Origin of the sequence: Bordetella genomosp. 11 (assembly GCF_002261215.1) — a bacterium.
Taxonomy (GTDB): domain Bacteria; phylum Pseudomonadota; class Gammaproteobacteria; order Burkholderiales; family Burkholderiaceae_B; genus Bordetella_C.
In genome coordinates this window covers 4109285-4126502 of record NZ_NEVS01000004.1, presented here as the reverse complement: position 1 = coordinate 4126502, position 17218 = coordinate 4109285, and the positions used below count along the sequence as shown (strand labels likewise).

The window sequence follows — 17218 nt, the reverse complement described above, 5'->3', positions numbered from 1 at the left end:
CTATGGCTTAAAATGATTTTTTAAGGGCCACCCTTCAGCTTCCATGAACGCCCCCCTCGCCAGCCAGCTCTTGACCGCGGCGGTTCCGCCGGCACCCGGCACCCGCCTGCGTGAAATCCCCTACAACTACACCTCGTTCTCCGACCGCGAAGTCGTCGGCCGCCTGCTGGGCGAGGACGCCTGGCAATTGCTGGCGGATTTGCGCGCCGAGCGCCGCACGGGCCGGTCCGCGCGTATGTTGTACGAGGTGTTGGGCGACATCTGGGTGGTGCGCCGCAATCCTTATCTGCAGGACGACCTGCTGGACAACCCGAAGCGCCGCCGCCTGCTGATCGAGGCGCTGCATCATCGCCTGGGTGAAATCGACAAGCGCCGCGAGCCCAGCCGCATCGACTTCCAGGAAGGCCGCGACCTGTACCGCGACGAAAAGGTGCTGCAGCTGATCGATCGCGCGCGCGCCGCCGTGGCCAGCTTCGAGGCGCAGTTCGACCTGACCGCGCAGTTGCGCCGGCAGACGCAGAAGGTGCTGGGACGCGTCACCGCGCGCGACAACATCAAGTTCGATGGCCTGTCCCGGGTATCGCACGTGACCGACGCCACCGACTGGCGCGTCGAGTACCCCTTCGTGGTGCTGACGCCCGACAGCGAGGACGAAATCGCGGCGCTGGTGCGCGGCTGTTTCGAGCTCGGATTGACCATCATTCCGCGTGGGGGCGGCACCGGCTACACCGGCGGCGCGATCCCGCTGACCTGGAAATCGGCGGTTATCAATACCGAGAAATTCGAAACGCTGGGCAAGGTCGAACTGACCCCGCTGCCCGGGGTCGCGGATCCCGTGGCCACGGTGTTCACCGGTGCCGGCGTGGTGACCAAGCGCGTGGCCGACGCGGCCGCCCAGGCCGGCTATGTCTTCGCCGTGGATCCCACCTCGGCCGAGGCGTCCTGTGTGGGCGGCAATATCGCCATGAACGCGGGCGGCAAGAAGGCCGTCCTGTGGGGCACCGCGCTGGATAACCTGGCCTGGTGGCGCATGGTGGACCCGGAGGGCAACTGGCTGGAAGTCACCCGGCTGGAGCACAACCTGGGCAAGATCCACGACGTGGACGTCGTCCGCTTCGAGCTCAAATGGTTCGATGGCCGGGGCAAGCCCGGCGGGACGCCGCTGCGCAGCGAAACCCTGGAAATCGAAGGGCGCCGTTTCCGCAAGGAAGGGCTGGGCAAGGACGTCACGGACAAATTCCTGGCCGGGCTGCCCGGCGTGCAGAAGGAAGGCTGCGACGGCCTGATCACGTCCGCGCGCTGGGTGCTGCATCGGATGCCGACGCACATGCGCACCGTCTGTATGGAGTTCTTCGGCCAGGCGCGCGATGCGATCCCGTCGATCATCGAGGTCAAGCATTACCTGGACACCGAGGGCAAGCAGCGTGGCGCCATCCTGGCCGGGCTGGAACACCTGGACGAACGCTACCTGCGCGCGGTGGGCTATGCCACCAAGAGCAAGCGCGGCCAGTTGCCCAAGATGGTGCTGATCGGCGACATCGTCGGCGACGACGAATCCGCCGTGGCCACCGCCGCCAGCGAAGTCGTGCGCCTGGCCAATACGCGCCACGGCGAAGGCTTCGTCGCGGTCAGCGCGGAAGCCCGCAAGCAATTCTGGGCCGACCGCTCGCGCACCGCCGCCATCGCGCGCCATACCAACGCCTTCAAGATCAACGAAGACGTGGTGATCCCGCTGGGCCGGATGGGCGAGTACACCGACCATATCGAACGCATCAACATCGAGCTGTCCACGCGCAACAAGCTGCGCCTGCTCGACGAGCTGGAAGCCTTTCTGGGCCAGCCGCTGCCGCTGGGCAAGGCCGAAGACGCCGAGGACGCGGAAATCACGCGCGCCGAAGTCCTGGCCGAACGCACCCGCCAGGCGCGCGAGCTGATCGCCGCCACGCGGGCCCGCTGGCAGTATCTGCTGCACGAGTTGGACAAGCCGCTGACCCAGGCGCTGCCGGACCTGGCCGGTCTGGGCATGAGCCACATGCAATCGACTCTGGCCGACCGCATCGGGGCACAGGCGGACGCGCGGGTGTTCGACGTCGTGCAGGACCGCACGGTGCGCGTGTCCTGGAAGACCGAGGTCCTGGCGCAGTTGCAGGGGATATTCTCCGGTTCGGCCTGCCAGAAGGTGCTGGACGAGATGCGCGCCATCCATGCGCGCGTGCTCAAGAGCCGGGTTTTCGTCGCGCTGCACATGCATGCCGGCGACGGCAACGTGCATACGAACATCCCGGTCAATTCCGACGATTACGGCATGCTGCGCGAGGCCAACGAGGCCGTCGCCCGCATCATGCGGATCGCCCGCGACCTGGACGGCGTGATTTCCGGCGAGCACGGCATCGGCCTGACCAAGTACGAATTCCTGACGCAGGAAGAACTGCAACCCTTCCAGGACTACAAGCGCCGCGTCGATCCGCACGATCGCTTCAATGCGGGCAAGCTGATGCCGGGCGCGGACCTGACGCATGCGTGGACGCCCAGCTTCAACCTGATGGGCCACGAGTCGCTGATCATGCAGCAAAGCGACATCGGCGCCATCTCTTCGTCCATCAAGGACTGCCTGCGCTGCGGCAAGTGCAAGCCGGTATGCGCCACCCATGTGCCGCGCGCCAATCTCCTGTATTCGCCGCGCAACAAGATCCTGGCGACCTCGCTGCTGGTAGAGGCCTTCCTGTACGAAGAGCAGACCCGCCGCGGCGTCAGCCTGAAGCACTGGGAGGAATTCGAGGACGTGGCGGACCACTGCACCGTCTGCCACAAGTGCTACAACCCCTGCCCGGTGGACATCGACTTCGGCGATGTGTCGATGAACATGCGCGCGCTGCTGCGCCGCATGGGACGCAAGTCCTTCAATCCCGGCACCACGGCGGCGATGTTCTTCCTGAACGCCAAGGATCCCGCCACCATCAACGCCACGCGCAAGGCGATGGTGGGCGTGGGCTACAAGGTGCAGCGCGCGGCCCACGACCTGCTGTCCGGGCTGGCGCGCAAGCAGACGCGCCATCCGCCGGCCACCGTCGGCAAGGCGCCGCTGCGCGAACAGGTGGTGCATTTCATCAACAAAAAAATGCCCGGCGGCCTGCCCAAGCAGACGGCGCGCAAGCTGCTGGATATCGAGGACGCCAACTACGTTCCCATCATCCGCGACCCGCGCGCCACATCCGCCGATACCGAGGCCGTGTTCTATTTCCCGGGATGCGGGTCGGAGCGCCTGTTCTCGCAGGTGGGCCTGGCGACGCAGGCCATGCTATGGCATGCCGGCGTGCAGACGGTGCTGCCGCCGGGCTATCTGTGCTGCGGCTATCCGCAGCGCGGCAACGGCATGAACGACAAGGCCGAGCAGATCATCACGGATAACCGCGTGCTGTTCCACCGCGTCGCCAACACGCTGAACTACCTGGACATCAAGACGGTCGTGGTCAGCTGCGGCACCTGCTACGACCAGCTGGCGGGCTACGAGTTCGACAAGATCTTCCCGGGTTGCCGCCTGGTCGACATCCACGAATACCTGCTGGAAAAGGGCATCAAGCTGGACGGTGTGCAGGGTGTGCGCTACATGTACCACGATCCTTGCCATACGCCCATGAAGCTGCAGGATCCGATGAAGACCGTGAAGTCGCTGATCGGCGACGGCACGCTGAAAAGCGACCGTTGCTGCGGCGAGTCCGGCACGCTGGCCGTCACGCGGCCCGACATCTCCACGCAGGTGCGCTTCCGCAAGGAAGAGGAATTGCGCAAGGGCAACGAGGCGGTGCGCGCGGACGGGTTCGACGGCGACGTCAAGGTGCTGACCTCCTGCCCGTCGTGCCTGCAGGGCTTGTCGCGCTACAAGGGCGATACCGCGATGGAGGCGGACTACATCGTGGTGGAAATGGCGCGCCATATCCTCGGGCAGGATTGGATGCAGAACTACGTCAGGCAGGCCAACGCCGGCGGTATCGAACGCGTGCTGGTGTAGCGGACTGGCCTTGGAAACCGCGGCCTCGGCCGCGGCGTTTTTGAATTTTGGCGGGAAGCCGATTTCGGCCTCTATCGGGTTGTATCATTGTGTTATGCGCCACGAGCGCGACCGAATGATTGCCTTCAGGAAGGGGTATGGAAATCAAGGCGCCGGCCACTATTCCGTACCTGCTCTACGAGCAGGTGCGTCAGATGATTATCGACGGCACCTTGGCCCCCGGCCAGCCGCTGCGCGAGCAGGAGCTGGAACGGCGTTTCGGTACCAGCCGCAGTCCCATACGCGAAGCGCTGCGCCTGCTCGAGCTGAGCGGGCTGGCCACGCATGCGCAGCGGCGGGGGTTTCGCGTGGTGCTGTACACCGAGCGTGAAATCCGCCAGCTCTATTTGCTGCGCGCCGAGCTGGAAGGCTATGCCATTCGCGGCTTGTCCGAGCACGAGGACCTTGAACCGCTGCTGGGCCGCCTGCGCGAGGTGCATGCCCGCCTGGAGCGCTGCGAGCCGAAGCGCGCCGTGCTGAGCTATCTATCCACCGTGCGCCATGCCTTCCTGGAAATCGTCGATTTTGTCGGCAACGAGCCTTTGCGCGAGGCCGTGCATCGGCTGAACGAGCGCTGCGAGCCCTTGCGCTACAACCTGTACCGCCGCGGCTTTTCCGACGTGGGCGCTGTGGCTTCTTTCGTCGGCCGGGTGAGCGAAGCGATCGCCGGCCGCGAATTCGACCGGGCGGCGGCGGCCCGGCGCGAATGCGCGCAGTGGATGTTGCCGCTGGTACTGCGCGCCTATGCCGAAGAAGTCAGCGCGCGTGGAACCGGCGCGGCCTGACGGACCGCGCGCCGTTGCCGGAACGGCGCGCGCCGCCGGCAAATCGGCCTTCAGGCCGGCGTGCGCGCCGAGGCCACCGTTTTGATCGCGATGCCGGCTTTTTCGAGCGCCGCGCGGATGCCGCTGGCGAACACCAGCGCATTGGGCTGGTCGCCATGGATGCACAGGGTGTCGGCCCGCACCGGCACGTCCTTGCCGTTGACCGAACGGACCGTGCCGTCCTGCACCATGCGTAGTACCTGCTCGACCGCCTTGTCCAGGTCCGTGATCATGGCGCCCGGGTGGCTGCGCGGGGTCAGCGAGCCGTCGTCCTGGTAGGAGCGATCGCCGAAGACTTCCTGCGCCACCGGCACGCCCAGTGCCTCGGCGGCGCGGATATGTTCGCTGCCCGCCAGCCCGTACAGCACCAAGCCGGTATCGACGTCGCGCATCGCGCGGCAGATCGCGTCCGATAGCGGGCGGTCCTTGGCCGCCATGTTGTACAGCGCGCCGTGCACCTTTACATGGTGCAGCCGCGCCCCCTGCGAAGCGGCCACGCCGGCCAGGGCGCCGATCTGGTAGACCATGAAGTCGTAGGCTTCGGACGGGCTGATCTGCATGACGCGGCGACCGAAGCCGGCCAGGTCGGGCAGGCTGGGATGTGCGCCCAGCGCCACGCCGCGCGCCAGCGCCCCGGCCACCGTGCGGCGCATGGTGCCGGGATCGCCGCCATGGAAGCCACAGGCGATATTGGCCGACGATACGTACTCCAGTACGCCTTCATCGTTGCCCATTTTCCAGGCGCCGTAGCTTTCGCCCATGTCGCAGTTCAAATCTATGGATAAACCCATGGCTATGCTCCGTCAGTCCGGTTCGTATGTATGGCGCGCATACAGCGCGCGCAGGGGCGCGAGGGCCGCGGCAAGGTGCGCGAATGCGGTCTCCCGATCGCTGTCCAGCCGCTGCGCCTGCTCCAGGGAAATCATTTCAAAGCGTATGGTGCTACCGGGCGCCGTTTGTGCCAAGGCCGGGAGATCGACGCTGGCGACCTGGGCGATTTTGGGATAGCCGCCGGTGGTCTGGCGGTCTGCCATCAGCACGATGGGCGCGCCATCGGCGGGGACCTGGACAGTGCCGAAGCAGGTGGCCTCCGACAGCATCTGGCGTGGGGTGTCCATGCCCAGCGCGGGGCCGTCCAGCCTGTATCCCATGCGGTCGGACTGCGGCGTCACGGTGAACGGCTCCTGGCCGAAGGCCGCGCGCGCCGCGGCGCTGAAGTCTTCCCACTGCCGTCCCGGCATCGCCCGCACCGTGGCCCGCGTCCGCGCGGCCAGCGTGCCCGGCAGGTACAGCCGCGTCTGCCATTGGGCATCCTCCAGCGCGTCCAGGCCGTCTTCTCGCAGGTGCAAGCGCAGCTCGATGGTGTCGCCCTTGGCCAGCGCCCGCCCATGGTGGCCGCCGAAACCGCTGCGCAGATAGGTGCTTTCGCTACCCATCAGCGGCGGTACCGCGAAGCCGCCATGGACCGCCAGATACGCGCGCAGGCCCGGCGCCGCGCCGGGCGCGGTCTCGTCGGGCGCGAAGATGGGCGCGCCGAAAGAGAGCTCGTCGCCCGCCCGGGCCAGCAGCGGCCGGTTCACCGGTAACGGCTGGCCGTTCAGCGCTGCGCCCAGCGATGCGCCGCCCAGGGCGAAACAGGCGGCACGTTCGAAGCGCAGCGTCGGCCCCTGCAGGGTGATTTCCAGCGAGGCGGTGCGGGCCGGGTCGTTGCCCGCAAGGAGGCTGGCCAGGCGGTGGGCCCTGGCGTCCATGGCGCCAGCGGCCGGTATGCCCTGGTGCTGGTAGCCCAACCGTCCCAGGTCCTGCAAGGAGGACAGCAAGCCCGGCTTCAACACGCGAACGCTCATGCCTGCTCCGCCCGCATGCGCGCGAAGGTGGCCGCATCGATCGGAACGAAGCGGATCCGGTCGCCGGGCTGCAGCAGCGACGCCGGTTCGCGCGCCGCATCGAACAGCTTCAATGGCGTGGCGCCGATGATGTTCCACCCGCCCGGCAGGCGGCTGGGATAGATCACGGTCTGACGGTTGGCGATGGCCACCGATCCCATCGGCACGGCGGTGCGCGGCGAGGCGCGCCGCGGCAGGTTCAGGCGCGCGTCGTGCACGCCGATATAGGGATGGCCCGGTGCGAATCCCAGCATGAACACCATGCTGCCGGGCTGCGTATGCAAGGCGACGATCTCGTCCGGCGTGACGCCGACGGCGCGCGCGACTTCCGCCAGGTCGGGGCCGTGCTCGCCGCCATAGCAGACGGGCACATCCACGTCCCGGGCGGTGCTGTCCGTGTCGGGTATGCCCGCGGCCAGCAGGGTTTCGATGCGGCGGGCCAGGAATGCGAAGGTCGGGCCGGCGTTATCCGGCCCGGGCGCGTAATGCACCGCCACCGCGACGAACGAAGGGACGACATCGGTGACGCCGGGCAAGCCGGCGTCGCGCAGCAGGCCCGCCACGGCCAGGCAGCGCCGCCCGACGCCGGCGTCGATGGAATCGCCGAACACGATCAGCAGGCAGCGATCGCCCTGCGGGTGGATACGCCAGACCGGCGCCGGCTGACCGGGCGCGGTGTCCACGTGCCGCCGCGCCTTATTTGGCGAACAGCGAGTCCATGTTCTTGAAGGCCTTGAACTCCAGGGCGTTGCCCGACGGATCCAGGAAGAACATCGTCGCCTGTTCGCCGACTTCGCCCTTGAAGCGGATATAGGGCTCGATGACGAACTTGGTGCCGGCCTTGGTCAGCTTGTCCGCCATGGTTTCCCATTGCTCCATGGAGAGCACGGCGCCGAAGTGGCGCACCGGCACGTCATGGTCGTCGACGGCGCTGGTCTGCTTGTGGCCGCATTCGTCGGGCGCGAGGTGAGCGACGATCTGGTGGCCGTAGAAATTGAAGTCCACCCATTCCGGCGCGCTGCGCCCCTCCGGACAGCCCAGCAGGTCGCCATAGAAGCGCCGGGCTTCGGCGATATCGCGGACCGGGAAGGCCAGGTGGAAAGGGGGCATGGCAGCTTGGGCACTCATTCGGGACTCCGGGGTGGGTAGAAAGCGAATGCTAGTTTAAGGATTGTTTTTTTGATTGAAAAACGATATTTATTTGGACTTACAATCGATTTTAATGATGCTTACCGAGTTCCGCACCTTCGTCGCCGTGGCCCGCGACGGCACCTTCACCGGGGCCGGGCGCCAGCTCGGCCTGACCCAGTCCGCCGTCAGCGCGCAGATCCGCCGGTTGGAAGAGTTCCTCGGCGTGTCGTTGTTCGACCGGACGGCGCGGTCCGCCACGCTGAATGACGCGGGGCGCGACATCCTGGCGCAGACCGAGGAAGTGCTGGGCCTCGTTAACCGCATGGTGGCGCAGGCGGGCAGCGGCCACATCACCGGCTCGCTGCGCGTGGCGGCCATCGCCTCCGTCCAGCAGGATCTGCTGGTGACCGCCTTGCGGCTGTTCAGGGCGGATTTCCCCGACGTCAGCGTGCGCATCGTCCCCGGCGTGTCGCTCTCGCTGCTGGCCCATGTGGACGCCGCGGAAGTGGACCTGGCGGTACTCATCCGCCCGCCGTTCAACCTGCCGCCGGAGCTGGCGTGGCAGCCGTTGCTGAGCGAACCCATGGTCCTGGCCGTGCCGGCCTCGATGCCGGAGATGGGCTGGCGCGATGCCCTGGGCGCACGGCCTTTCATCCGCTACGACCGCGCCTCGTTCGGCGGCCGGCTGGTGGACGTGTTCCTGCGCCGGCATCGCCTGGCGGTCCACGAAGCCGTGGAGCTGGATGAAATAGACGCCATCGCGAATCTGGTGCGTGCCGGGCTGGGCGTGGCGCTGTTGCCGCGCACGCGGCACCTGGACACGCGCGACCTGCGCCTGCTGGACCTGGGCGCGGCCGGCTTCGAACGCGAAATCGGTATCGTCAGCCGCCGCGCCACCGATGCGGCAGGGGTGGCGGCGCGCATGGCCACCTGCCTGCGCGCCGCGGTGCAGGCTGGCGCCGGAACGGCAGCGGCAGGCCCGGCGGGCGGATAATCCAGGGCCTTAGATACGCTGGCAGCGGATCGTCACCGGATGGCCGCACAGCGTCTTCATGATGTCGTCGTTCACGATGCCATCGACGTCGGTGACGACATAGCCGATATCGCCGCGGGTCTGCAGGTTCTGGCTAAGGATGTTCAGGCCGTGCTGCGCCAGCAGATTGTCCAGCGTGCCCAGCGCGCCGGGTACGTTGCGATGGATATGCAGGATGCGCGCGCTGCCGGTGCGTTCGGTGAACGGCAGCTCGGGGAAATTGACGGCGCCCTTGGTGGTGCCGGCCTGCAGGTAGCGGACCAGCTTTTCGGCGACCTCGCGCCCGATGTTCTCCTGCGATTCCTGCGTGCTGCCGCCGATGTGCGGGGTCAGGATCACATTGGGCATGCCGATCAGCGGGCTGGCCAGGGGCTCGTCCACGCTTTTCGGCTCCGTCGGGAACACGTCCAGCGCCGCGCCGGCCAGATGCCCGGCGGCCAGCGCGCCGTGCAGCGCGTCGATGTCCACGACCGTGCCGCGCGATGCATTGATGAGGATGGCGCCGCGCTTCATGCGCGCCAGCGTGTCGGCGCTCATGATGTTCTGCGTGTCGCGCCCGCCCGGGACGTGCAGCGTGACGACATCGCTTTGCGCCAGCAGTTCGGCCAGCGTGTTCACGGCGTGCGCATTGCCCAGGGGCAGCTTGGCCTCCACGTCGTAATACACCACGCGCATGCCGACGCTTTCGGCCAGCGTGCCCACCTGCGAACCGATGTTGCCGTAGCCGATCACGCCCAGCGTCTTGCCGCGCGCCTCGTAGGCGCCGGATGCGGTCTTGTCCCAATGGCCCTGATGCACACGCGTGCTTTTTTCGGGAATGCGGCGCAATAGCAGGATGGCTTCGGCCAGGACCAGCTCCGCCACCGAGCGCGTATTCGAAAACGGCGCGTTGAACACGGGCACGCCGTGATGCAGGGCGCTGTCCAGGTCGACCTGGTTGGTACCGATGCAGAAGCAGCCCACGACCCGCACATCGGGAAACTGCTCGAAGTGCGACGCATCCAGGTGCGTGCGCGAGCGGATGCCCACGGCATGCGCGCCGCGCAGGGCGGTGCGCAATTCGTCCGGCGGCAGCGAGGACGAATACGTTTGGATATCCGTGTAGCCGGCGTCGCGGAATACCGCCACACCGCTGGGATGGATGTTTTCGAACAGGACGATACGCGTCATGCTGCATGCTCCCTGTAAATCCGAGGATCCGGATGCGCAATCATCATGCCAGGGAAGCGCGCTGGGACGCGGCTTGGCCCCACCCGGAGCAGGGCGAATCCGCATGGCGTATCGCCGCGGCGCCGCCCCGATAAGGGCCGCGCGGGTGTCAGGTCAGGCCCCGTCGCTGTCGACCACGCGCTCGGGCGGGAAAAGCAGCGAAAACGTGCTGCCCTTGCCCACTTCGCTGGCGATGCTTAGCTCGGCATCGTGGCGCATGGCGATGTGCTTGGTGATCGCCAGCCCCAGGCCGGTGCCGCCCACCGCGCGCGAGCGGCCGCGGTCCACCCTGTAGAAGCGTTCGGTCAGGCGGGGGATGTGCCGCGCGGCGATGCCGATGCCGGTGTCCTGCACGCTGTAGCGCGCGCCGCCTTCCGGCAGGCGTTCCCAGCGGACCGTGATCGTTCCGCCTTCGGGCGTGTAGCGCACCGCGTTGGTCAGCAGATTCGAAATCGCCGACGATAGTTCGCTTTCCGAACCCAGCAGGTCCAGGCCTTCATCGAGATGCCAGGCCACGGCATGGCGGCCGGACGACAGCGCCTCGGTCTGCTGGCGGGCGGTCTGCAACAGCGCGGCCATGCGCACGCGGTGCGGCTCGGCGTTGGGCGAGGATTCCAGCGTCGACAAGGTCAGCAGGTCGGCGACGATGGCCTGCATCCGTTGCGCCTGCTCGTGCATCATCGTCAGGTACTGCTCGCGCTGTTCCCGCGTCAGGGCTTCGTCGGGCATTTCCCGCATGGTTTCCAGGAAGCCCGCCAGTACCGTCAATGGCGTGCGCAGCTCGTGCGAAACGTTGGCCACGAAGTCGCGCCGGGTCGTTTCCAGTTTCTCGATCTGCGTGACGTCGCGCGTGATCAGCAGGCGCTGGTCGCGCGCGTAGGCCGTCAGCTGCATCATCAACAGGCGTTCCTGGCTGCCTACCGCCATCCTGACCAGAATGGGCTCGGGCCAGTCTTCCTGGCGGCTGTACTCGATGAACTCGGGCGCGCGCACCAGGTTCAGCAGGTTGCTGCCGCGGTCGGCCGGCAGGCGCAGCCCCAGGTGCTGGCGCGCAACGCGATTGCACCAATCGATCTGCAGATCCTGGTTCAGGGTGACCGCGCCATCGGGCAGCGCCTGCGCGGCCGCCAGCATGCCCTGCATCGCATCGCGGCTTTCCGTCAGCTGGCGCGCCTGTCCGCGCAGGTAGCGATACAGCGGCGCCAGGATATCGTCCCAGGGGCCCACCGCGGCGGGCGGCGCCGTTTCGGGATTGCGGGCCCATTGCGCCACCCTTTGCAGGCGCGTGCTGCGCGCCAGCAAGGTCAGGGCCAGGCCCACGCACATCAGCGCCCAGCCGATGGGGTTGCCGAGCAGCCATTGGGCCAGCGCGGCCAGGATCGCCCACAGGGCGATCAGGAGTATCGTGCGCAACAAAATCATTGTGCGCTGGTTTTACCGGGCGGAAGCTGTGCTGTAAACCGGTAGCCGCTGCCGCGGACGGTTTCGACGTGCATATCGTGGCCGGTCGGCTCCAGCGCCTTGCGCAGGCGCCGGATATGGACGTCGACGGTGCGCTCTTCGACGAAAACGTGATCGCCCCATACCTGGTCCAGCAGCTGCGAGCGGGAGAACACGCGTTCCGGATGCGTCATGAAGAAATGCAGCAGGCGGAATTCCGTCGGCCCGATCTGCAGGGGATGGCCGCCGCCGTTCAAGCGATGCGTCACCGGGTCCAGTTTAAGGCCGGCCACATCGATGACGTCGTCGGTCAGCTGCGGCGCACGGCGGCGCAGTACCGCCTTGATGCGCGCCATCAGTTCCTTGGGCGAGAACGGCTTGGTGATGTAGTCGTCGGCACCGGCTTCCAGGCCGTCCACCTTGTCCTGCTCCGAGCCCTTGGCGGTCAGCATGATAACGGGGACGGTGCGAGTGCGTTCCTCCGTTCGCAGCTTGCGGGCCAGCGACAGGCCGGAAGTGCCCGGCAGCATCCAGTCAAGCAGGATCAGGTCGGGCAATTCTGCCCGGATCAAGGTCTGCGCCTGGTCTGCATCGAAGGCGCGCAGCACTTTATGCCCGGCGAAGGACAGGTTGACGGCGATCAGTTCCTGGATGGCCGGTTCATCTTCGACTACGAGTATGGTGCTGGACATGTTGTGTGCTGCGTAACGGTGGCGGCCCTGGGGAAGGAAGGATGGGCGCGAACGTTGCGATAGTATGGCCGTAATATTTCAGGTATGTGACGCAGCCTGGCTCGATGCGCCTGTTCCACCGCCGGGAAGCCTGCGCCATCGGCTACCATACCCGGTTGATTCGGGAATCCACTATGCAAAACCCCAATTCCGCGCCCGGCGAGGACGCTGCGTCCTCCGGGACTACCCATTTCGGTTTCAAGACCGTGCAGGAAACCGAAAAAGCCCGCAAGGTCGCCGAAGTCTTCCATTCCGTGGCCTCCCGCTACGACGTCATGAACGACTTGATGTCGGCCGGCCTGCACCGGGTCTGGAAAGCCTTCACCATCGGTCGCGCCGCCGTGCGCCCCGGCATGAAGGTACTCGATATCGCCGGCGGCACGGGAGACCTGGCGCGCGCGTTCGCGCGGCGAGCCGGTCCGGAAGGGCAGGTGTGGCTGACCGACATCAACGATTCCATGCTGCGCGTGGGACGCGACCGGCTGGCGGACAGCGGGCTGCTGCTGCCGGTGGCCGTCTGCGATGCCGAGCGGCTGCCATTCCCGTCCGGCTACTTCGACCGGGTCAGCGTGGCCTTCGGCCTGCGCAATATGACGCACAAGGACCGGGCGCTGGCCGAAATGGCGCGCGTGCTCAAGCCCGGCGGCAAGCTGCTGGTGCTGGAGTTCTCGCGCGTCGCCAAGCCGCTGGCGCCGGTCTACGACTGGTATTCGTTCAACATCCTGCCGTGGCTGGGGCGCAAGGTGGCCAAGGACGAGGCGAGCTATCGCTATCTGGCCGAATCGATCCGCATGCATCCTGACCAGGAAACGCTGGCCGGCATGCTGCGCGACGCGGGGCTGGAGCGCGTGCAGTACTTCAACCTGAGCGCCGGCGTGGTGGCGCTGCACGAAGGCATACGGCTGGGCTAGGGCGCGCCCGCGCCTGCGTCGCTTGTTGCCCAGGCAAAAGTCGGATATCCTGTAGTTGTTCAGGTTTCTGTAAGAAAGCTTTTTCCCTCTGTGGCGGCCCGGCATCCGCGGCCGCCAGCCCGGGAAAAGGCCGCACCGGAAACCCAGGCAAAACCCAATGACGTGCGCGAGGGGGCAACCCCGTCCGCGCAAGGGGCGATACGAGCCATCCGGCGCCGGCGTCTCGCGCACGACTACAGGAGCACACCATGTCAGGTTCTTTTTACCGTCGATTCCTGGCCGCGGCGCTTATCGCCGTGACCGGTATGGCCATGATCGCCACCTCGTTCGACGCCGAAGCCCGCCGCGTCGGCGGCGGCGGCAGTGTCGGCCGCCAATCTCCCAACGTGACCATGCAGCGCCAGGCGACCACCCCGCCGGCCAGCACCAGTCCGGCTGCTTCGGCCGCGGCGCCCGCCGCCGCCGGTGCCGCTACCGCGGGTGCGGCAGGCGCCGCCCGCAGCGGCGCGTCGCGCTGGCTGGGGCCCATCGCCGGTATCGCTGCCGGCCTGGGCCTGGCGGCGCTGCTGTCGCACATGGGCCTGTCGGGCGCGTTCGCGGAAATGCTCTCCAGCCTGCTGCTGATCGGTCTGGTGGTCTTCGCGGTCCTGTTCATCGTTCGCCGCCTGCGCGGCGCCGGTCCGCGGCCGGCCATGCAAGGTGCCTACGGCATGGCGCGCCAGGCCGATACCGATACGCCGGCCCGTCCGGCCGCTTCGTGGCGTGATGCGCTGCCCGCCGGCGGTGCCGCCGCAGGGGCCGCCTCCGCACCCGCGGCGTCGTCCGATTTCGGTGCCTCCGCCGCCGCCCCGCGCGCCGGTGCCGAAGGCAACTGGTTCATCCCCGGCGATTTCGACACGCAAGGCTTCCTGAAGCAGGCCAAGGAACAATTCGTCCGCATCCAGGGCGTGTGGGATAGCGGAGATACCGAACGCCTGCGCGAATACCTGACCGACGACCTGATCGTCGAACTCAAGCCGCAGCTGATCGAACGCCAGGGCGCCCCCAACCAGACGGAAGTGGTGCTGCTCAATGCCGAGATGCTGGGTATCGAGGCGGTGTCGGATGGCCACCTGGCCAGCGTCCGGTTCTCCGGCATGTTGCGCGAAGCGCCGGGTACCGAAGCCTTCCGTTTCGAAGAGGTCTGGAACCTGTTCAAGCCCACGCAGGGCGGATGGCTGCTGGCGGGTATCCAGCAGATTCCCGTCCAGTAAGCCAGCTGATTAGCCGCGCTATTTCTCCGTGCTTCCGCGGTTTGCCTTGCTCGGGCAACCGCCCTCACGCCGGCTCCACAGGGGCCGGCTTTTTTTCGGCTTCGCCCGGCCAGTGGCCGGCGGGGCCGGCCTGCCGGCATGGCTTTCCGGTCCCGACAATGCGGGCGCCGGGCGGGCTGGCCGGGCGACCCGTTAAACTTGCGGTCTGACCATCCCAGGGCGCCGTCGCCTTCCGTCGTAAATCCATGCTTCCGATCCCCGCCTTGCCCGATCCCGGCCGTCCTGCCGTACGCGCGCTCAACGCCTTGCTGCGGCGCGAGGACTGGGCCCGTGCTCGCCTGACCCGCCATGCCGGCAAGACCGTGCGCCTGGCCGTCGGCGCGTTCAAGCTGTCGCTGACCATCGACAGCGAAGGCTATGCGGATCTCGCGGATCCCGCGGTGGTGCCGGATGTGACCCTGACGGGGGACCCCGCGCGTTTCCGCATCGCGCGGCTGTTCCAGGCCGGCACGGAAAGCGCCGACCCCGCCGCCGCGGCCCGTGCGCGCGCCGACGCCATCGCCGACATGACGCACATATCCGGAGACGCCGGCCTGGCCCAGGTCGTGGCGGAACTGGCCGCGCAGTTGCGCTGGGATGTCGAGGACGACCTCGCGCGCTGGTTCGGCGATATCGCCGCGTCCCGGCTGGTCGGCGGGGCGCGCGCCCTGTCGTCCGGCCTGCGCGGGGCCGCCGCCCGGCTGGGGAGCAATCTGGCCGAGTACCTTTCGCAGGAGCGGCCCGTCCTGACGCCGCGCGCGCTATTGGAAAACTGGGCCCGCGATATCGGGCGCGCCGATGCGGCGCTGGACGCCGCGCAGGCGCGCGCCGCGGCGCTGCAGGCCCGGCTGCAGCGCTTGCAGGGCGCCCAAGGCGCGGCGGGTGCCCGCAATGGTGGCGCCTGAGCGATGCTGACTTTTCTTCGTTTCGTGCGCATCGTGGTCGTCGCCCTGCGCTACGGCCTGGACGAGCTGGTACTGTCCAGCCTGAATCATCCGCTGGCGACGCTGCTGCTGCGTGTCAGCCGCTTCGGCACCCGGCCGAGTTCGCCGCGCGGCGTACGCCTGCGCCGCGCGCTGGAATCCCTGGGTCCGATCTTCGTGAAGTTCGGCCAGGTACTGTCTACCCGGCGCGACCTGATCCCCGCCGACATCGCCGCCGAACTGGCGCTATTGCAGGATCGCGTTCCTCCCTTCCCGTCGGAGCAGGCCGCGCAATGCATCGAAGCCGCGCTGGGTGCGCCGCCGGCCACCTTGTTCAAGCATTTCGAAGTCGATCCGGTGGCATCGGCGTCCATCGCGCAGGTGCATTTCGCGGTGCTGCACGACGGCCGCGAAGTCGCGGTCAAGGTGTTGCGGCCCGGCATGCTGAACATCATCGAGAAAGACCTGACACTGCTGCGCACCGTGGCGGCGGTGATCGAGCGGCTTGGGCCGGACGGCCGCCGCCTGAAGCCGCGCGAAGTCGTGGCCGAGTTCGATAAATACCTGCACGACGAATTGGATTTGGTGCGGGAGGCGTCCAACTGCAGCCAACTGCGGCGCAACTTCGGTCCCGAAAGCGGGCGCGGCAGGATGCTGATCGTGCCGGAGGTCATCTGGGAATTCACCGCCAATACGGTCTTCACCATGGAGCGTATGTACGGCATTCCCGTGGGCCAGACCGAGCGGCTGAGGGCGGCCGGGATCGATATCCAGAAACTCGCGCGCACCGGCGTGGAAATCTTCTTCACCCAGGTGTTCAGCGACGGCTTTTTCCACGCCGACATGCATCCCGGCAATATCTACGTATCCGATCGCGACGATACGCTGGGCCATTACATCGCCCTGGATTTCGGGATCGTCGGTTCGCTTTCGGAATTCGACAAGAACTACCTGGCGCAGAATTTCCTGGCCTTCTTCCGCCGCGATTACCGGCGCGTGGCACAGCTGCACATCGAGTCGGGCTGGGTGCCGGCGGATACGCGCGAGGAAGAACTGGAAGGCGCGGTGCGCGCGGTATGCGAGCCGTATTTCGACCGGCCCCTGTCGGAGATTTCGCTGGGGCAGGTGCTGCTGCGCCTGTTCCAGACGTCGCGGCGCTTCAATGTGGAAATCCAGCCACAGCTGGTCCTGCTGCAGAAGACCTTGCTGAACGTCGAAGGGCTGGGGCGCGAGCTGGACCCGGACCTGGACCTCTGGAAAACCGCCAAGCCCTACCTGGAGCGCTGGATGCGCGAGCGCATCGGCCTGGCGGGGCTGAAGAAGCAGATGGAGAAGGAAGCGGCGCAGTGGTCCCAGATCCTGCCCGCGCTGCCGCGCCTGGTGCACGACCGCCTGAACCGCCCGAACGTCGAACCCGCCGTGCTGCTGGAGCTGGATCGGCTGCGCAAGGCCCAGGAGCATACCAACCGGCTGTTGTCCGTCGTCGCGGCGGTGCTGGCGGTGGGTGTCGCGTTGATTGTCTGGTTTTCCACCCGCTGAGGACCGCCGCGCCTGAACGCCGGTCCGTCCGCGCCCGTTTTTTCACCCCCTGTTGTTCAGTCAGCGGGCATACAACCCGGCCTGTTCGTCAGCGCGCCCTGCATACGCGGGCGACAGGCCTCTCGTCATAGTTCTGCCATGTATCTGTCATCAAGTATTCGCATGTAAAAGCGATAAAGGAATACCGCGAATGGGACTTATCGCCCATGCGCGTTTTTTGCCCGGCTTTAACTCGCGTACGCACCACAAAT

The 17218-nt window shown here is 67.1% G+C and carries 14 protein-coding genes; 7 read left to right on the top strand and 7 right to left on the bottom strand.

Annotated features, from left to right (window positions below):
* Window positions 1-43 precede the first annotated feature (43 nt).
* Window positions 44-4009 (top strand): DUF3683 domain-containing protein, encoded by a 3966-nt coding sequence (locus CAL28_RS26135; RefSeq protein WP_094844015.1) that lies wholly within the window; start codon window positions 44-46, stop codon window positions 4007-4009.
* Between the two features lie 137 nt (window positions 4010-4146).
* Window positions 4147-4833 (top strand): GntR family transcriptional regulator, encoded by a 687-nt coding sequence (locus tag CAL28_RS26130; protein WP_094844014.1) that lies wholly within the window; start codon window positions 4147-4149, stop codon window positions 4831-4833.
* Between the two features lie 50 nt (window positions 4834-4883).
* Here CAL28_RS26130 and CAL28_RS26125 read toward each other — a convergent pair whose 3' ends face one another.
* Genes CAL28_RS26125 through CAL28_RS26110 form a run of 4 tightly spaced genes read right to left on the bottom strand, consistent with a single transcriptional unit; the run spans window position 4884 to window position 7886 of the window.
* Window positions 4884-5663 (bottom strand): LamB/YcsF family protein, encoded by a 780-nt coding sequence (locus CAL28_RS26125; protein ID WP_094844013.1) that lies wholly within the window; start codon window positions 5661-5663, stop codon window positions 4884-4886.
* Window positions 5664-5675: 12 nt separating this feature from the next.
* Window positions 5676-6719: a biotin-dependent carboxyltransferase family protein gene (locus CAL28_RS26120; protein ID WP_094844012.1), complete on the bottom strand. Its 1044-nt coding sequence runs from the start codon at window positions 6717-6719 to the stop codon at window positions 5676-5678.
* Window positions 6716-7441, bottom strand: a complete 726-nt coding sequence (gene pxpB, locus CAL28_RS26115; protein ID WP_094844011.1) for a 5-oxoprolinase subunit PxpB — start codon at window positions 7439-7441, stop codon at window positions 6716-6718. The genes CAL28_RS26120 and pxpB overlap by 4 nt, the downstream gene beginning before the upstream one ends.
* A 13-nt stretch (window positions 7442-7454) precedes the next feature.
* Window positions 7455-7886 carry a VOC family protein gene (locus tag CAL28_RS26110; protein WP_094844010.1) on the bottom strand — a complete coding sequence of 144 codons (432 nt, stop codon included), beginning with the start codon at window positions 7884-7886 and terminating at the stop codon, window positions 7455-7457.
* A gap of 97 nt (window positions 7887-7983) precedes the next feature.
* Here CAL28_RS26110 and CAL28_RS26105 point away from each other — a divergent pair, with 97 nt between their 5' ends.
* On the top strand, window positions 7984-8883 hold the full coding sequence (locus CAL28_RS26105; protein WP_094844875.1) for a LysR family transcriptional regulator: 900 nt from the start codon (window positions 7984-7986) through the stop codon (window positions 8881-8883).
* Window positions 8884-8892: 9 nt separating this feature from the next.
* Here CAL28_RS26105 and serA read toward each other — a convergent pair whose 3' ends face one another.
* From serA to phoB, 3 genes are all read right to left on the bottom strand, one after another.
* Window positions 8893-10092, bottom strand: coding sequence for a phosphoglycerate dehydrogenase (gene serA / locus CAL28_RS26100; RefSeq protein ID WP_094844009.1), 1200 nt, complete (start codon window positions 10090-10092; stop codon window positions 8893-8895).
* 153 nt (window positions 10093-10245) lie between these two features.
* Window positions 10246-11553 (bottom strand): phosphate regulon sensor histidine kinase PhoR, encoded by a 1308-nt coding sequence (gene phoR / locus CAL28_RS26095; RefSeq protein ID WP_094844008.1) that lies wholly within the window; start codon window positions 11551-11553, stop codon window positions 10246-10248.
* Window positions 11550-12263, bottom strand: coding sequence for a phosphate regulon transcriptional regulator PhoB (phoB, locus tag CAL28_RS26090; protein ID WP_094844007.1), 714 nt, complete (start codon window positions 12261-12263; stop codon window positions 11550-11552). Before phoB ends, phoR begins: the two co-directional genes overlap by 4 nt.
* A 173-nt stretch (window positions 12264-12436) precedes the next feature.
* On the opposite strand from phoB, the gene ubiE reads away from it, so the two are divergent.
* The 4 genes from ubiE (at window position 12437) to ubiB (ending at window position 16967) form a co-directional block, all read left to right on the top strand.
* Entirely contained in the window at window positions 12437-13213 is a 777-nt protein-coding gene (gene ubiE / locus CAL28_RS26085; protein ID WP_094844874.1) for a bifunctional demethylmenaquinone methyltransferase/2-methoxy-6-polyprenyl-1,4-benzoquinol methylase UbiE, read from the top strand.
* Between the two features lie 248 nt (window positions 13214-13461).
* The gene (locus tag CAL28_RS26080; protein WP_094844006.1) at window positions 13462-14466 is read left to right on the top strand and encodes a Tim44 domain-containing protein; all 1005 of its coding nucleotides are present in this window, start codon (window positions 13462-13464) and stop codon (window positions 14464-14466) included.
* A 245-nt stretch (window positions 14467-14711) separates the two neighbouring features.
* Window positions 14712-15410: a ubiquinone biosynthesis accessory factor UbiJ gene (locus tag CAL28_RS26075; RefSeq protein ID WP_094844005.1), complete on the top strand. Its 699-nt coding sequence runs from the start codon at window positions 14712-14714 to the stop codon at window positions 15408-15410.
* Between the two features lie 3 nt (window positions 15411-15413).
* Complete coding sequence (gene ubiB / locus CAL28_RS26070) at window positions 15414-16967, top strand: ubiquinone biosynthesis regulatory protein kinase UbiB (protein ID WP_094844004.1); 1554 nt, start codon at window positions 15414-15416, stop codon at window positions 16965-16967.
* Window positions 16968-17218: the final 251 nt, after the last annotated feature.